We start from the raw sequence: 15,975 nt of genomic DNA on the forward strand, positions 1-15,975 counted from the left end.
AGGTATGCGGCACCCAGCGGTGTTGCAGGCGTTTCGCCGCACACCACCGCGCACGCAGCTGTTATGCGATGGCGTCGCGATGCGCCGGCCGGAGCAGACCGAATAGCCTGTGCCCATGACCGCTGTTGCAGATCGCTCGCTCGGACCGGACCTGGACCTGGTCGACACCATCAGCGCCGACACCGATGTGTTGGTGATCGGCCTGGTGTCCGGTGACGACGGCCCGACGATCGCCACACTGGAGGACGAATTCGTCGACCATATCCTCGCCCCTGATGTCCGCGCGGCGCTGCAGGAACAGCTGCGCGCCGTCGGCGCGAAGGGTAAGGCGGAGGAGCTCACCCGGATTCCCGCGCCCGCGGGCCTCGGCGTGAAAAGTGTGCTCGCCGTCGGACTCGGCGCCGCGGACAAGATCGATGCCGAACAGATCCGCCGCTCGGCCGGCGTCGCCGGGCGTGCGCTGACCGGTGTCGGCTTGGCCGTGACCACGCTGTCGGGTCTCGAGGGCGGCATCGGCCCTACCGCCGAAGGGTTCTTCCTCGGCGCGTACTCCTTCACCGCGTTCAAATCCGAGAATGCCGAGGGCAAGCCGGACGAGCAGCCGGTGCGCAAAGTCCAACTCCTGGTCGGCGACCCGAGCGTGTCCTACCGCAAGGGCTTCAACCACGACTGGGTGGTCGCCGAATCCATCGCGACCGCACGCGAGTTGGTCAACACCCCGCCCAGCCACCTGTACCCGGCCGAATTCGCCGCACGGGCAAAGGCGCTGGCCGAGGGCGCGGGCCTGCAGGTCGAGGTGCTCGACGAGCAGGCGCTCGCCGAGGGCGGCTACGGCGGGGTGCTCGGCGTCGGCAAGGGCTCCTCGCGCCAGCCCCGCCTGGTGCGCCTGACCTACAGCGGCGGCCCCAAGAAGATCGCACTCATCGGCAAGGGCATCACCTTCGACACCGGCGGCATCTCCATCAAGCCCGCCGCGAATATGGAAAATATGACCTCCGATATGGCGGGCGCCGCCGCGGTCATCGCCGCGACCGTCGCCGCCGCCAAGCTGGAGCTCCCGGTAACTGTGATCGCGACCGTGCCGATGGCGGAGAACATGCCCTCGGCCACCGCGCAGCGCCCCGGCGATGTCCTCACCCAGTACGGCGGTAAGACCGTCGAGGTGCTCAACACCGATGCCGAGGGCCGCCTGATCCTGGCCGACGCGATCGTGCGCGCGAGCGAGGACGATCCCGAGTACCTCATCGATGTCGCCACCCTCACCGGCGCGCAGATGGTCGCGCTCGGCACCCGCACCCCCGGCGTGATGGGCACCGACGATTTCCGCGACCGCGTCGCGCGGCTGTCCCGGCTGGCCGGTGAAAACGGCTGGGCCATGCCGCTGCCCGCCGAACTGCGCGCCGATCTGAACTCCAAGGTCGCCGATCTGGCGAATGTCGCATCGCACCGCTGGGGCGGCATGCTCTCGGCCGGGATCTTCCTCAAGGAGTTCGTCCCCGAGGGTGTGCAGTGGGCACACCTGGACGTCGCGGGTCCGGCCTACAACACCGGCGGTCCGTTCGGCTACATCGGCAAGGGCGGCACCGGAGTTCCGGTCCGCACCCTGGTCTCGGTGATCGAGGACATCGCGCACGAGGATCGGTCCGACGCGGCGGAGTAGCCGAATGCCGATGCGGCGTCCGGATGCCCTGGGCGTCGCATCGCGATCCGCGAACAAATTGAACGAAAAGAACAGACCTACAAGTCGCCCGAATCGGGTTCCAGCGCCCGCTGGCGCTCGATCCGCTTGCGGGCGTCGTAGTCGCGCATCCGTTGCGGATAACCGGTCTTGCGGACGTCGTAGACCGGAATTCGCAAATCCCTGGCTAGCCGCTGTGCGCCGCGCTCGCCGACGATGCGACGGGTCCATTCACCGTCGGCCGCGATCAATACGACAGTGACATCCGTCACCGTCGTCTTGGGCTCCACGTAGCCCTCCACCCCGGTGTGGGTGCGCACCCACTCGGCGAGGTAGCGGGCATCGCTACCACTACCCGAACCCGCACGTAAAGCGCTGCCACCCCGCGCCGCGCCGCCTCGGAAACGATCCAGCAAACCCAACGACGCCGACCTCCTTCCACCGGTGACCGACTGCTCGGCACCGGCCATTCCATCTTGCCAGCCCCGTGTAGTTCACTGCCCTGTGCTACACGTCTCGCGAGCGAGTGCAAGGATGGATCGCGGTACAAGAACCACACAGATCTCCGGTGCCACGCACAATGATCGGTGGCTTTCGGACACCCACCGCGACCCGCGGTGGGTGTTCGCAGTGAGATCAACTGTTGTAGAACCCGTCGAGCAGTCAGAGGAGTCAACGGACATGGCCTTCTCCGTCCAGATGCCGGCTCTTGGTGAGAGCGTCACCGAGGGAACGGTGACCAGGTGGCTGAAGCAGGAAGGAGACACGGTCGAGGTCGACGAGCCACTGCTCGAGGTCTCCACCGACAAGGTCGACACCGAGATCCCGTCGCCGGCGGCGGGTGTGTTGTCGAAGATCGTCGCAGCCGAGGATGATGTCGTCGAGGTCGGCGGTGAGCTCGGTGTGATCAGCGAAGCCGGCGAAGCGCCCGCGCCCGCCGCCGCACCCGCACCTGAAGCCGCGCCCGCACCCGCACCCGTCCCGGCACCGGAACCGGCCCCCGCGCCGGCCGCCGCCACTGCGGCCCCCGCACCCGCGGCTCCGGCCGCCGCCCCCGCCGCCGCGTCGGGCACCCCGGTCAAGATGCCGGAACTCGGCGAGTCGGTCACCGAGGGCACTGTCACCCGCTGGCTCAAGCAGGTCGGTGATCAGGTCGCCGTCGACGAGCCGCTACTCGAGGTCTCCACCGACAAGGTCGACACCGAGATCCCCTCGCCCGTCGCCGGTACCCTGCTGGAAATCTCCGCACAGGAAGACGACGTGATCGCCGTCGGTGGACAGCTCGGCGTGATCGGTAGCGGTGCCCCCGCAGTCGCCGCTCCGGCACCCGCTGCCCCGGCCCCGGCCCCGGCCGCGCCGGCTCCCGCACCAGCCCCGGCTCCCGCACCAGCCCCGGCTCCCGCACCAGCCCCGGCTCCCGCACCAGCCCCGGCTCCCGCGCCTGCTCCGGCTCCCGCAGCCACCGCTCCTGCCCCGGCCCCCGCTCCGGCTCCGGCCGCCACGGCTCCGGCTCCGGCTCCGGACACCTCCGGCAACGGCGCGACCCCGTACGTCACCCCGCTGGTCCGCAAGCTGGCCGAGGAGAACGGCGTCGATCTCGCGACCGTTACCGGCTCCGGTGTCGGCGGACGCATCCGCAAGCAGGATGTGCTCGCCGCCGTCGAGGCCAAGAAGGCGCCGGCTCCGGCCCCCGCCCCCACGGCAGCCGCACCGGCCGCGAAGGCACCCGCCCCGGCGGCCCCGTCGCAGCTGGCGCACCTGCGCGGCACCGTGCAGAAGGCGAGCCGCATTCGCCAGATCACCGCGACCAAGACCCGGGAATCGCTGCAGACCACCGCGCAGCTGACCCAGGTGCACGAGGCGGACGTCACCAAGATCGCGGCACTGCGCAGCCAGACCAAGGCCGCGTTCAAGGAGCGCGAGGGCGTCAATCTGACGTTCCTGCCGTTCTTCGCCAAGGCGGTCGTCGAGGCGCTCGGCGTACACCCCAATGTGAATGCCAGCTACGACGAGACCACCAAGGAGATCACCTACCACGCCTCGGTGCACCTCGGCATCGCCGTCGACACCGAGCAGGGCCTGCTGTCCCCGGTGATCCACAACGCCAGCGACCTGTCGCTGGCCGGACTGGCCCGCGCCATCGCCGATATCGCCAACCGTGCCCGCACCGGCGGCCTCAAGCCGGACGAGCTGGCCGGTGGCACCTTCACCATCACCAATATCGGTAGCCAGGGCGCGCTGTTCGACACCCCGATCCTGGTTCCGCCGCAGGCGGGCATGCTCGGCACGGGTGCGATCGTCAAGCGTCCGGTGGTGGTGACCGATGAGACCGGCAACGAGTCCATCGGTGTCCGGTCGATGTGCTACCTGCCACTCACCTACGATCACCGCCTCATCGATGGTGCCGACGCCGGTCGTTTCCTGACCACGATCCGGCACCGGCTCGAGGAAGCGGCGTTCGAGGCGGACCTCGGTCTGTAATCGGAAAGGGTCGTCTGTCGCGCATGAAGGTGGTGATCGCCGGCTCGTCCGGTCTGATCGGGACGGCACTCGTCGCGGCGCTGCGCCGCGAGGGGCACGAAGTCGCCAGATTGGTACGTCGCCCACCCAATGCGCCGGACGAATACCGCTGGGATCCCGCTCGCGCCGACCTGGACGAGCGGGCCCTGCGGCACACCGACGCGGTGGTCAACCTCTGCGGGGCGAGCATCGGCGCGCGGCGCTGGAACGGCAGCTACAAACAGCAATTGCGCGACAGCCGACTCACCCCGACCGATGTCCTGGCCAATGCGGTCGCCGCCGCCGGTGTGTCGGTGCTGGTGAATGCCAGCGGCGTGCACTACTACGGCGGCGCCACCGGTAACCGGGTGGTCGACGAAACCACCTCCGCGGGAACAGGTTTCCTCGCCACCCTCTGCCGGGATTGGGAGGCAGCGACCAAACCCGCCGTCGACGCGGGCATACGCACGGTGCTGCTGCGCAGTGCCGTGGTGCTGTCCCAGCACGGTGGCATGCTCGGCATGTTGCAGCCGCTGTATTCGCTCGGACTCGGCGGGCGACTCGGCAATGGACGGCAGTACACGCCGTGGATCTCGATGGCCGACGAGATCGGCGCGATCATCTTCGCGCTCACCCACGACAGCGTTGCGGGGCCGATCAATTCGGTCGGTCCGGCACCGGTCACCAATGCCGAATTCAATCGGGCACTCGGCCGGGTGCTGCACCGGCCGACCCCATTTGTGGTGCCCGCGTTCGCATTACGCGCGCTGATCGGCGAATTCGCCGAAGAGGCGATCCTGAACGGGCCGCGGGCGATTCCGACGGCACTGGAAGATGCTGGTTATCCGTTCCAGCACCAGACGATCGGTGCGGCGCTGGCGGCCGCCCTCGGCCGCGATGACGACCGTTGACACGGCCTGGCGAAGACCCACCATGGAGTAGATCGATGACCGAGCTGGACACCCGACCCGCCAGCGTCATTCGTGACGCGCACGAGGGCGATCTGCCCGAGATCCTGGTCATCCACAACGCGAATATCGCCACCTCCACCGCCATCTGGGATCACGAGCAGGTCGATCTCGACGATCGACAAGCCTGGTTCCGCGGGCGCAGCGCCGCCGGGCTGCCCATTCTGGTCGCCGATATCGGCGGCGAGGTCGCCGGTTACGCCAGCTACGGCCCGTGGCGGACCCGATCGGGTTATCGCTTCACCGTGGAGAATTCGGTCTATGTCGCCGACCGCTTCCACCGCCGCGGTATCGCGAGCGCCCTGCTCACCGAGCTCATCGAGCGCGCCCGCCAGGCAGCCGACGTGCACGCCATGGTCGCCGCCATCGAATCCGGCAATACCGGTTCGATCGCGCTGCACGAGCGATTCGATTTCCGCACCGTCGGGGAACTCCCGGAGGTCGGCCGGAAGTTCGGTCGCTGGATGGACTTGACCCTGATGCAGTTGACCCTGCCGATCGAGGGTGACTGACACCAGCCGCACACCAGACCTGGTTAGCCGCCCGAATCAAAGGGTTGCATGGGGTTTACGGGCCTGGCGTCCGGCTGACGAGAGACGGAGCCGGGTACCTGGGCTATACCTCGTGGACCAGCACACACACTCGCACCCGATGCCAAACCCGGCAACCCTGTGGCATCGCCCACACCGGGATAGTTTATCGAATCGTCACATTCGGCGTACCGTCGAGGACGTGAACGACACGCGTACCACTTGGTCCGCCAGATTCGATACGACCCCGATCGTGGTCGAGGATCTCGGACTCATCGATTACCACAGCGCCTGGGACCTGCAGCGGTCGATCGCCGCGCAGCGAGCCGAGGGCCGAGGAGCCGACCATCTGCTCCTGCTCGAGCATCCGTCGGTCTACACCGCGGGGCGCCGCACCGAGGCCGAGGATCTGCCGATCGATGGCAGCCCGGTGGTACAGGTCGATCGCGGCGGCAAGATCACCTGGCACGGGCCGGGGCAGCTCGTCGGCTATCCGATCGTGCGGCTGGCTGAGCCGGTGGATGTCGTCCACTACGTGCGCAGGCTGGAAGAAGCGCTCATCACCGTTTGCACCGACCTCGGCCTGGAATGCGGCCGGGTCGAGGGCCGCTCGGGTGTCTGGCTGCCCGCCACCGAGCTCTACTCCGAGCGCAAGGTCGCCCAGATCGGCGTGCGGGTACAGCAGGGCGTTGCGCTGCACGGCATCTCGCTCAACTGCAACTCCGCGCTCGACGGCTTCCAGGCCATCGTCCCGTGTGGTATCCGCGACGCCGGTGTCACCACGTTGACGCGCGAGCTCGGCCGGGAGGTCACGGTGGCCGAGGTGAAGCCGCTCGTCGCCGATGCGATCACCCGCGCGCTCAATGGCGAACTCCCGGTGACCGCGCGCGATATCGTCCGCGCCGCACCCGTCGTGGGGCCTGAGAAAGCCGAATGAGTCGGCTGCTGTCACGTTGCCCGGGACAGTGATGGACTGCATCCGACGGCGGCGCGCGGCAGGCGTAAGGTCGATCGGGTGACCTCAGCTTCAGCACCGGCAGGACGCAAACTGCTACGCATCGAGGCGCGCAACGCGGAGACCCCGATCGAGCGCAAGCCTCAATGGATTCGGACCCGAGCCAAGATGGGCCCCGAGTACACCGAACTCAAGGGCCTGGTGAAACGCGAGGGCCTGCACACGGTGTGCGAGGAGGCGGGCTGTCCGAATATCTTCGAATGCTGGGAAGACCGTGAGGCCACCTTCCTGATCGGCGGCGAACAGTGCACCCGCCGTTGCGACTTCTGCCAGATCGACACCGGCAAACCGGCCGCACTCGATCGCGACGAGCCGCGCCGGGTCGCCGAAAGCGTGCAGGCGATGGGCCTGCGCTACTCCACCATCACCGGCGTCGCCCGCGACGATCTCACCGACGGCGGCGCCTGGCTCTACGCCGAAACCGTCCGCGCCATCAAGGCTTTGAACCCGAATACCGGTGTCGAACTGCTCATCCCGGACTTCAATGCCGTCCCCGAACAACTCGCCGAAGTCTTCTCCGCGCGCCCCGAAGTGCTCGCGCACAACCTGGAGACGGTGCCGCGCATCTTCAAGCGGATCCGCCCGGCATTCCGCTACGAGCGCTCCCTCGCCGTGCTGACCGCGGCCCGCGAAGACGGCCTGGTCACCAAGTCGAACCTGATCCTCGGCATGGGTGAAACCCCGGAGGAGGTCACCCAGGCCATGCGTGATCTGCACGAGGCGGGCTGCGACATCCTCACCATCACCCAATACCTGCGCCCCTCGCCGCGCCACCACCCGGTCGACCGCTGGGTCAAGCCGGAGGAATTCGTCGAGCACTCCCGCATGGCAGAGCAAATCGGCTTCGCCGGTGTCATGGCCGGACCGCTGGTCCGCTCCTCCTACCGCGCGGGCCGCCTCTATGCCCAGGCAATGGCCCACCACGGCCGCGAAATCTCCCCAGCCATGGCGCATCTCGCTGACGAGGGCACCGCCTCCCAGGAGGCCAGCTCCGTCCTGGCGCGCTTCGGCAGCTGAGGTGTCGCTGCGGCGATCGGACCAGGCGGCCGGGTTCGATCGCCACTGGCTGCATCGATTCCAGATCGAACACGGAGCGCCGCGACTGCATCGCAGCCTCAATGGCGGAGTTCAGCACCTCGGTAAGAGACCGCGCACGCGCGAATCGTAGATGTTCTCGCGGGCCTCATTGCGGTCGTCGGGCTGGTTCGTTCGATAGCACCGATCGCCCTTGACACGGTTTGCTCTGGGAGGCTATAGCGAACTAGGCGTCAGCGAAACCCGGCTTGTCGTGGCGTACACGACCGCCGACTCGGATTTCGGTGCCGCACTTGACTTTATCCAACAGTAGCGAGGCGCGAGTCAGGTTGTTGCAGGGTGCGCCGGCTGGACGACACCGAGTTGCTGCATCATCCCGAGCGTGTCCCAACATCCCCAGCTTTCGACGATCTTGCCGTCCCGGAAGCGACTGATTGTGATTCCCTGAACGACCGCTGATTTGCCTGTCGGGGACATACCCAACATCTCGCCGTCGTTGGTGCCTGTCGCCGTCCAACGGGTAGTGACGAAATCGCCTTCTGCGATCTGTTCGTTGACCAAGAACCGTTGATCCGAGAACGCGGCGAGATACATCTGCGCGAGCTTTTTGAAACCGTCGGATCCATGGACATCGGCGAACGGGTTCTGTGGATCGTGGTTGATGCAATCAGCCGCAATCACCTCGTCGAATACGTCGAGGTCTCGCATGTTCCATGCGTCGAAGATGCGCTTGGCAGTGCCCTTGTTTTGCTGTGACATCGCGCTTCCTTTCGATTGATGGTGCCGAACTGGCGGATGCGGCCACGTCGCTACACGCAACATTCGCGGTACCCGGCATTGAGCGTGGTACGAAGCCTGGCCGCGATGCCAGCGGCGGGTCCGGACGCCGCCACCCAGTATGTAGACGCTGTCATCACTGCGGATGCCCGCCCAAATGCTGTCGGCGGATATCCAGCTACCCGTCGATCCCAACCCCCGAACCCGGCGTATCGCATTCATTGTGCGCCTCTTTCGTGCGCAAGGTAAGAGGACAACGGAGACTACTGCGAGCCCGTGCCCCACTAGCGCGACGTCTACCTGCGTATTGATAGTTCAACAAGTTTGGCTTCAGGTTTGACGGTGAAGAGCCTCGAACAGGAACGCCATGGCGGCATCGACGCGGGTTGGTGCACGGATCGGGCAGCATAAACATTTACAGCTAATACTTGGTTAATCTATGTTTAGCTCTATCGTCGACACAGAAGATCTGCGTGACGTCCTGGCGAGCGAATCAAGTGCTCCCAGCCGGACGATCAGACCAGTGATGCTGCCGGTACGCGCCAACCGAGGAATCGCCGCCACGTGAGTCGCACCGTCGGCGTCCACATAGCGGTATATCGCGACCGACAGACCGAAAGCCCACCGCGCAGCAGTGAAACGACAGTCGAGATTCGCACCGAATTCGGGACGAGGCGTACCGTGGTCGAGTCGTTGCTGTGGCGGGTGGTACTGACGAGGGGGTTATCAATGAGCGGGGCCGAGCACGCCGCACAGCTCGTGCAATTCTGGCGAGCGATCGAAATGTTCAGTCCACAAAAGGTTCCCGAGCTGACGCGGCGCTCCAACCAGGTTCCTAACCCCGTCGTCGTGGACGTGGCGGCCGACGATCTCGCACCGTGGGACCCTGATCATCGGTTGCGGCGGACTCCTCTGGAGCACGGAAAGACTTGGCAGTACACGGTTTACGGTGGCCTCTACGACGTGATGAAGGTTCGCGACGAGCTGATCCGGGTGTTCGGTGCGGACCGTAGCCAGCCTGATGGTCGGCGCGACGACACCACGGCGATGTTCGCGTTTACCGTGAACGCGGATGGCGCACTTGTGGAGAACTCGCCGACCCTGTCGGCGTGTGCGTGGGCGATGAGTCGGCTTCGGTCGCCAGGTCCAAAGAATCGTGGCTGGCTGGACGGATTCGAGGATGACGAACTCGGCTTCATCGCAGGCCTCAACAAGCTGGCGCCGCCCAATGTGGGTAACGCCAGACAAGCAGATCAGCCACAATCCCCATTGTCGCGAACTGTCGACGCTCTCGGCAGGCAAACGCGGGCCGCGACTTCGGAGGCGGTCAAGAAGGGAGCGGGCGCCGCCGCGACCGCGGCTGCTACCGCCGCGGGCACCGCCCTCGCGGGTCCCGTGATCGGCGGCATCGCCGGTACCGTCGCGGGCACTTTCGCCGAAAAACTCCTCACTCGTCCGACTCCCAGCAACGATCGGTCTATCGCGTCAGACGAATCCCCGGCGCCTGCACTGAGTTTGACCTCTGCGGATCTGCACAGGTTCGTCGTCCAACTCGGCGATGCACTCGACATCAGAGAGGCGCTCGGCGCCAAGGGATTACGGATCAGATGCACGCAGATCTCGAAGCGTTACGCCGAGGAGGCGAGCGATCAGGCATTCCTGAACGGCTTTCTAGCAGAGGATCTTGCGCGGGTCGAATCGGCTGTTCGCAAGGGCGACATCGGGACCGCGCTGCGGAACTATCTCACCGATGTACGCGACGTTCCCGTCGAGCGCCGCGTCGATGTGCGGAATCGACCGCAATCTGTGGTCAATGGTGTTGCACCGCAGCTCTTTCCGATTGGGCGATGGCCAGGTGCTGTACACAAACCGCTGGTACTGAGCCAGCAGTTCGCGGTGAATCAGCTGATGACCGAACTCGGCGATGGCGCAGGTGTTTTCGCGGTGAACGGCCCGCCTGGCACCGGCAAGACCACGATGCTGCGTGACGTGCTCGCCGCGATCGTTGCCGAGCGCGCGTCCCGGCTCGCCGAATTGGACCGTCCCGCCAAGGCTTTCACCGGAATGATCGAAAGTGTTCAGCTCGTTGGGACCACCTACGCCCCAGATGTCCATGGCTTGCTCCCCGCGCTGACCGGTTTCGAGATCGTCCTCGCAACGGCAAGCAACGACGCGGCCACGAATGTCACCGCGGAGATACCGGGCGTGGCGGCAGTGGCGGGAGTCGAGGACGACGTCCTGGCCGCCGACTATTTCACCGATCTCGCGTCACTGGTGCTCGACCAAGACGCATGGGGGTTGATCGCCGCAGTCCTGGGCAAAATGTCGAATCGAAGAGAATTCGTCGGTAAATTCTGGTTCGGTAATGGCTCACCCGAGCCCCGAGCACAGGACGCCGGGCAGCGATCGGCCGAACGAACACCGCAGTCCGATCCAACGGACAATGCCGAGCCGGCGGCCCAGAGCAATCTCGGGATGAAAGACACGTTGGCGTGGGCAATCGACAACCCCGACACAGTGCCCGATTGGGCATCGGCCGTCACCGCCTTCAAGAACGCGCGCAATGAAGTTCACCGACTAGCGCGGGAGCGACAACACATCGCCGACGCCATCGCTGAACTGACCCGACTGAACACAGTCATCGCAGCCGCCTGGGCGGATATCGAGTCCGCGGAAGCGCGCCACACATACTGGTGCGAGCAATACCGAATGGCGCAGGAGCCATGCAACGATGCCGAGCAGTCGTACCGGCAGGCGTGCGACGAAGTCGCCGACCACGATCGGCGACAACCAAGCTTCTGGGTGTCGCTGTCGACATTGTTTCGTGCGGGCAGAAGATGGCACGCCGACAGCATCGCGCTGGTCGAGGCCAGGAAAGCAGCCAAGCGAGAGTTCGATGAGCGTAAGGCAGCCCTGGCGGATGCCGAAGCAGAGTGCGCCAGCGCCGCGGCGCTCGGGCGGCACAAGGTACAAGAGCATCGCGCCGCCATCGCTGCCGCGAACACGGCCTCCGCCCAGGTCGATCATGCCCGTGAAAGATGGCCCGGCACAGTACCTTACGGCGATATCCTGACCGACGATGAGCGGTTCCAACTCTGCAACGCCTGGGCCGACGAGGAATTCAGCGCCGCGCGTCATCGACTGTTCCTGGAAGCTCTGCGGCTGCACAAAGCCTTCATACTCAACGCAGCCCGCCGAATCCGCGGCAACCTGGCCGCCGCCACCTCCCTGCTCCGAAACAACGTCAAGACGACCCCCAAGCCGGAAACCATTGCGGCAGCGTGGCAAACACTGTTTCTCGTGGTGCCGATGGTCTCCACGACCTTCGCATCCCTCCCCCGATTGCTAGCCGGACTGCAGCGCGAAACCCTCGGCTGGCTCTTCATCGACGAGGCCGGTCAGGCCACTCCACAACAGGCCGCCGGCGGACTATGGCGGGCGCGCCGAGCGGTCATCGTCGGCGACCCCCAACAGTTGGAACCCATTGTCACCCTGCCCTTCTCAGCACAGCAGACGATCCTGCGACACCACAGGCTGGATGAGGAATGGACCCCCGACTTCACCTCGGTCCAACGAGTCGCGGACCGACTCGCCCGGCACGGCACTACCCTCCCAACCCCGGACGGCGAGGACCAGGTGTGGGTAGGCGCACCCCTACGTGTGCACCGGCGCTGCGACCGCCCGATGTTCGAAGTGTCCAATCGCATCGCCTACGGCGGCGACCTCATGGTCTACGGCACCCCGCAGCGCGGCGAATTTCCCAGCGAGAATACGTGGTTCGACGTTCGCGTGGAGGAAGCGGACGGCAACTGGGTGCCCGCGGAAGGCGAGAAACTCCGCGAGGTGCTGACCACATTGACCACCAGCTACGGTATCGCGTCCACGAATATTCGCGTCATCAGCCCGTTTCGAGAAGTCGTCCGGGGTGCGAAGAAAATCGCGGAGCAGGCAATCGGCCGAGATTTCGCTCGGGGCAACGTCGGAACTGTCCACACGGTGCAAGGGCAGGAGTCCGACGTCGTCATTCTGATACTGGGTACCCCACCGGATAAAGGAGGCGCTCGCAGTTGGGCAGCGGCCAAGCCGAACCTACTCAACGTCGCCGTGTCACGCGCTAAGCGGCGGCTGTATGTGATTGGGAATCGACAACTTTGGCGCGGGAAGCAGTATTTTGACGACCTGGCCGCTCAGCTTCGGCACGTCTCAGCCGAGCCGTAGTCAACGCCAGTCCTGCGGTTCCAGAACGGTTGATGGTAGCTGGGCGATTAATGGTCGAACCGGAATCCGAAGAGCCCTCCACTCTCGGCACCGTCCGTCAATCTTGGTTCGATAATGAAAGGTTCGGGCTTGAACCCGAGCCGTTCCGCCTTCGACAGGTCGTCTTCGTTGATGGTGACGATGTATTGCATTTTTTCTGACTCGGTGAGCTCGACCGCAGCCTGGAGCGCACGGGCAAGTTGGCGGTCGTCCACACCGTCGAAAATATGGCTATCGTGTACCAAGAAGTCTGGGCCGCGACCGCCGCGATGAGCTATCACGGCCATGGTGAGGTCAAAACAGAAGATCGACATCTTGTTGATTCCCTGGCTGGCATCGCTCAATATCCTGGGGGTGATCTTCAGGCTGCTCGGACCCGCTTGGACGGACAGATATGCCGGTCTGTCGTTTCCATAGAGTTTGCTGACCAATTCGTGAAAGAGTCGCGTGGCCTCATCGATCTGTGGTTGACGTTCGTCCAGATCTATGGTCACTGCGCGGGTCAGATCGACGCGGGCGGCGTCTATCTCTCTGCTGCTCGCCTCGACGGTTTGGGCAGCCTCCAGCCGATGCTGGAGTGCCCCGAGTTTCGCTTCCTCTTGGGCCAATGCTTTCTGAAGTGTCGTGAGAGCCTCCAAGGCACCGCCTTCGCTCAACTCCCCGAGGATGCGGCTCTGTTCCTCGTCGAGGCGGGCGCGTTCGAGTCTCCGGCGCTCGAGATTATTTCGAGTCGCCTCGATCTCGTCTTTCAGATAGGTGCGTCGATTTCTTACGACGGCCGCATGGAAATCCTTGACATCCTCGAACTGCCGCAGAGTCTGTTCCGGGAGGGCAACCCCCAGTTGATCGTAGACCTGTTCCAGATACCGGACCTCGGGATCAATCGTTTCCTCGACCGCACGGTCGAGATGGTCCAAATTTCGCTGATCGATGAAATCTTGGGTGCTGAGCTCCTGAATGTGCCGAGTCAACTCGTCCGCTCGCTGTTTAAGTGATTCATACTGTGGTACGACACGAAATGAATTCAGTTGGCGCCGAAGCTCGGCGATCTTCACGTTCTGTATCGACATTTCGCCGCGAAGATCGGCAGCATTTCCGACGACACTGCCCAATATCGGGTCTTTCACCGCCTTCTTCAGTTGATCGCGCGCAGCTTTCTTCGCGGCCAGTTCCTGATATCGAGCAGCAAGTGTGGAGTCGAGCCCGAGGAGATAAGCGATATTCGGCGATGCCTGAGCTTACGGCTGCCGAGCAAAGCTGCGCACAGCCTCATTGAACCCGTGGTCGCCCACTTTCCGGATCAGAAATGAGAGCAATGCGCGTCCGGATACGCCTGGATGCTCGTCAGGAAGTCCGAACAGCTTCTGTTCGATGATCCGCTGCCATTCATCGACCGAAATTACTTCAGCTGCAGATGAGTCCCGACCCGAATCGGACTGCACGATTGTGTGGAGTTTGAAACTGTCGAAGATCGACGGTATTTCGTTTTGCTCCGCGACATGGTTGAACGTAGAAATCCGCAAGAGTCCGGGAGTGAGTGCGACTTGCTTCGGATCACTCGCTCTCCGGCTGACATGAAGATATTCGCTCAGCCCCGGCCAGTCCAAGGCAAGCGTGAAGGTAACTCGACGAAGGTTCTTACGTGCTACCAAATGCTTGCTGTCGTAGCGGGCGCCGAGTACGAAGTGAAGCAGCTCGATCATGCTGGACTTGCCCGAGCCGTTCCGACTGTCCGTGGAACGCGAGGTGCCGGTCTTCTCCGCGACCAGCAGATTCAGCCCGGGTTCGAACCGGACCGTCTTGAACCGCTCGTCGTCAGCCGTCAGCCAGCGCAGCATGGGCGGCCCTCCTGACGAGCAAGTCATCCTTCAGGTCCACGATGCCGACAGCATGGAGCATGTCCAGTGCGAGGACGAACCAACCGAATGAGATCGGGGCGGGATGGTTATTTTCGCTCCGCCAGCTGCGCAGCCGAGACCACGTCTGGCTGACTGTCAGTGGCCGATCCAGTTGGATGGCGATCTGGGCTCCGACGGCGAGGAGTGCGCGATCAGGCGCGATTCCCTTCGTGGGTGTGATCATGCGGCTCCTCCTCGACCGGTGCGTGCCGGTTCCCAACCGGGTGGCGGTACTTCGAAGATGTCACATTCATCGAAAAAGTATGCGAGCACTGCCTTCGCGGCCTCGTCGCGCGCCTGACGGGCCATCTCCTGACCGAGGACGTAGCAACGCATCTGGTGCATGATCTCGTCCGAGTCGTCTCCGTACGCGATTCGCATTTGCTCGTAGTGCGCCCGAAAACCATTCGCCACTTCATCCCGCTCGTGCACGTCGAGTCCGCCGCGATAATACTGTTCGACCAGGTAGGAGTACGGCCGACCGGCCTGCAGGCTATCCCGGTCGTACTGGGACAGTCGGTTGAAGTCGGCTTTGTGGGTGGTGGGCAGCGGGATCGGCTCGACGGTGACCAGACGCCTGCGTGATTCGGCCATGTGCTTGAGCAACGGCTCGATGTCGGCCATTCCGATGCTGTAAGCGACCAAATCTACGGGGATTCTCTCGCCGAGGAGATCTTCCATCTTGTGGCGGTCGAGGTAGCTGGCTTCGATCCACAGCTTACGCGGACCCATTTGCTGAAAACTGATGTGTGGATGGTCGGTTCTCGCATTGGCCAGTACCCCGGAGATGACGGGGTGGATCCCGCCGCGTCGGTCGTTGTGGACGAACACGAACGTTTCAAACTGTTCCGGACGGTGGATAATGGCGCTCTCGAGGTCGCTGCGGAACTTGCCCCGAACCTCCGACACGTCGAAGGACTCCGGGGCATAGCAGGCGTACAGCTGTCGGGTGGACATACGGTAGCCATCGCCACCGAGGTCGCCGATATTGCCGTGTGTCCGTATCACCATGTAGTCGTCATGCCGCAGCTCCATCAGATGATGGAAGAGCTTCTCGAACTCGTTGCCGACAGCATCCTCGATCATCGAGAGGAGCTTGCCTTTTGCATACTGCAGCTGATGCTGCAGCATCGTGTCTCCGTGCACGGAGCTCCCCCCATGGGACTGAACCGTAGCCGTAGCCGCGGTTCGTTCTCATCCGACCGTAAGATGGTGTGTCGCACGATCTTCGGCGAGATTCCCGTCTTTGTCAACGCATCGGACGCCCCGGGCCGCTCGGCGAGTGTTTCCGCGTAGCGGCGAGTCGAACACATAGCGT

Annotated in this window: 13 protein-coding genes; 7 read left to right on the forward strand and 6 right to left on the reverse strand. The window is 64.4% G+C overall.

The features are described 5' to 3' along the window. Window positions 1-115: 115 nt before the first annotated feature. Window positions 116-1,660 carry a leucyl aminopeptidase gene (locus AB0L58_RS24515; RefSeq protein ID WP_364389954.1) on the forward strand — a complete coding sequence of 515 codons (1,545 nt, stop codon included), beginning with the start codon at window positions 116-118 and terminating at the stop codon, window positions 1,658-1,660. Between the two features lie 77 nt (window positions 1,661-1,737). On the opposite strand, the gene AB0L58_RS24520 is transcribed toward AB0L58_RS24515, so the two are convergent. Beyond that, window positions 1,738-2,100, reverse strand: coding sequence for an oxidoreductase (locus tag AB0L58_RS24520; protein WP_364389955.1), 363 nt, complete (start codon window positions 2,098-2,100; stop codon window positions 1,738-1,740). 259 nt (window positions 2,101-2,359) lie between these two features. Here AB0L58_RS24520 and sucB point away from each other — a divergent pair, with 259 nt between their 5' ends. The 5 genes from sucB to lipA all read left to right on the forward strand — a co-directional run bounded on the left by sucB (window position 2,360) and on the right by lipA (window position 7,707). Continuing rightward, entirely contained in the window at window positions 2,360-4,159 is a 1,800-nt protein-coding gene (gene sucB, locus AB0L58_RS24525; RefSeq protein ID WP_364389956.1) for a 2-oxoglutarate dehydrogenase, E2 component, dihydrolipoamide succinyltransferase, read from the forward strand. A 23-nt stretch (window positions 4,160-4,182) separates the two neighbouring features. Further along, window positions 4,183-5,088: a TIGR01777 family oxidoreductase gene (locus AB0L58_RS24530; RefSeq protein WP_364389957.1), complete on the forward strand. Its 906-nt coding sequence runs from the start codon at window positions 4,183-4,185 to the stop codon at window positions 5,086-5,088. Between the two features lie 35 nt (window positions 5,089-5,123). Then, window positions 5,124-5,657, forward strand: a complete 534-nt coding sequence (locus AB0L58_RS24535; RefSeq protein WP_364389958.1) for an N-acetyltransferase family protein — start codon at window positions 5,124-5,126, stop codon at window positions 5,655-5,657. A gap of 220 nt (window positions 5,658-5,877) precedes the next feature. Further along, complete coding sequence (gene lipB, locus AB0L58_RS24540) at window positions 5,878-6,612, forward strand: lipoyl(octanoyl) transferase LipB (protein ID WP_364389959.1); 735 nt, start codon at window positions 5,878-5,880, stop codon at window positions 6,610-6,612. A 78-nt stretch (window positions 6,613-6,690) separates the two neighbouring features. Beyond that, a complete protein-coding gene (lipA, locus tag AB0L58_RS24545; RefSeq protein ID WP_364389960.1) occupies window positions 6,691-7,707 on the forward strand; it encodes a lipoyl synthase in 1,017 nt (338 codons plus the stop codon). Window positions 7,708-8,049: 342 nt separating this feature from the next. Here the strand turns inward: lipA and AB0L58_RS24550 are convergent, their stop codons facing one another. Then, window positions 8,050-8,484: an ester cyclase gene (locus tag AB0L58_RS24550; RefSeq protein WP_364389961.1), complete on the reverse strand. Its 435-nt coding sequence runs from the start codon at window positions 8,482-8,484 to the stop codon at window positions 8,050-8,052. Between the two features lie 747 nt (window positions 8,485-9,231). On the opposite strand from AB0L58_RS24550, the gene AB0L58_RS24555 reads away from it, so the two are divergent. After that, entirely contained in the window at window positions 9,232-12,720 is a 3,489-nt protein-coding gene (locus AB0L58_RS24555; protein WP_364389962.1) for an ATP-binding protein, read from the forward strand. 47 nt (window positions 12,721-12,767) lie between these two features. Here AB0L58_RS24555 and AB0L58_RS24560 read toward each other — a convergent pair whose 3' ends face one another. The 4 genes from AB0L58_RS24560 to AB0L58_RS24575 all read right to left on the reverse strand — a co-directional run bounded on the left by AB0L58_RS24560 (window position 12,768) and on the right by AB0L58_RS24575 (window position 15,788). Beyond that, a complete protein-coding gene (locus AB0L58_RS24560; protein ID WP_364389963.1) occupies window positions 12,768-13,886 on the reverse strand; it encodes an ABC-three component system protein in 1,119 nt (372 codons plus the stop codon). A 111-nt stretch (window positions 13,887-13,997) separates the two neighbouring features. Continuing rightward, on the reverse strand, window positions 13,998-14,597 hold the full coding sequence (locus tag AB0L58_RS24565; RefSeq protein ID WP_364389964.1) for a hypothetical protein: 600 nt from the start codon (window positions 14,595-14,597) through the stop codon (window positions 13,998-14,000). Further along, the gene (locus tag AB0L58_RS24570) at window positions 14,575-14,841 is read right to left on the reverse strand and encodes an ABC-three component system middle component 6 (RefSeq protein WP_354959833.1); all 267 of its coding nucleotides are present in this window, start codon (window positions 14,839-14,841) and stop codon (window positions 14,575-14,577) included. Before AB0L58_RS24570 ends, AB0L58_RS24565 begins: the two co-directional genes overlap by 23 nt. Beyond that, window positions 14,838-15,788 (reverse strand): ABC-three component system protein, encoded by a 951-nt coding sequence (locus tag AB0L58_RS24575; RefSeq protein WP_364389965.1) that lies wholly within the window; start codon window positions 15,786-15,788, stop codon window positions 14,838-14,840. Before AB0L58_RS24575 ends, AB0L58_RS24570 begins: the two co-directional genes overlap by 4 nt. Window positions 15,789-15,975: the final 187 nt, after the last annotated feature.

The organism is Nocardia sp. NPDC052112 (genome assembly GCF_040680135.1).
In the GTDB taxonomy this organism is placed as follows: Bacteria; Actinomycetota; Actinomycetes; order Mycobacteriales; family Mycobacteriaceae; genus Nocardia.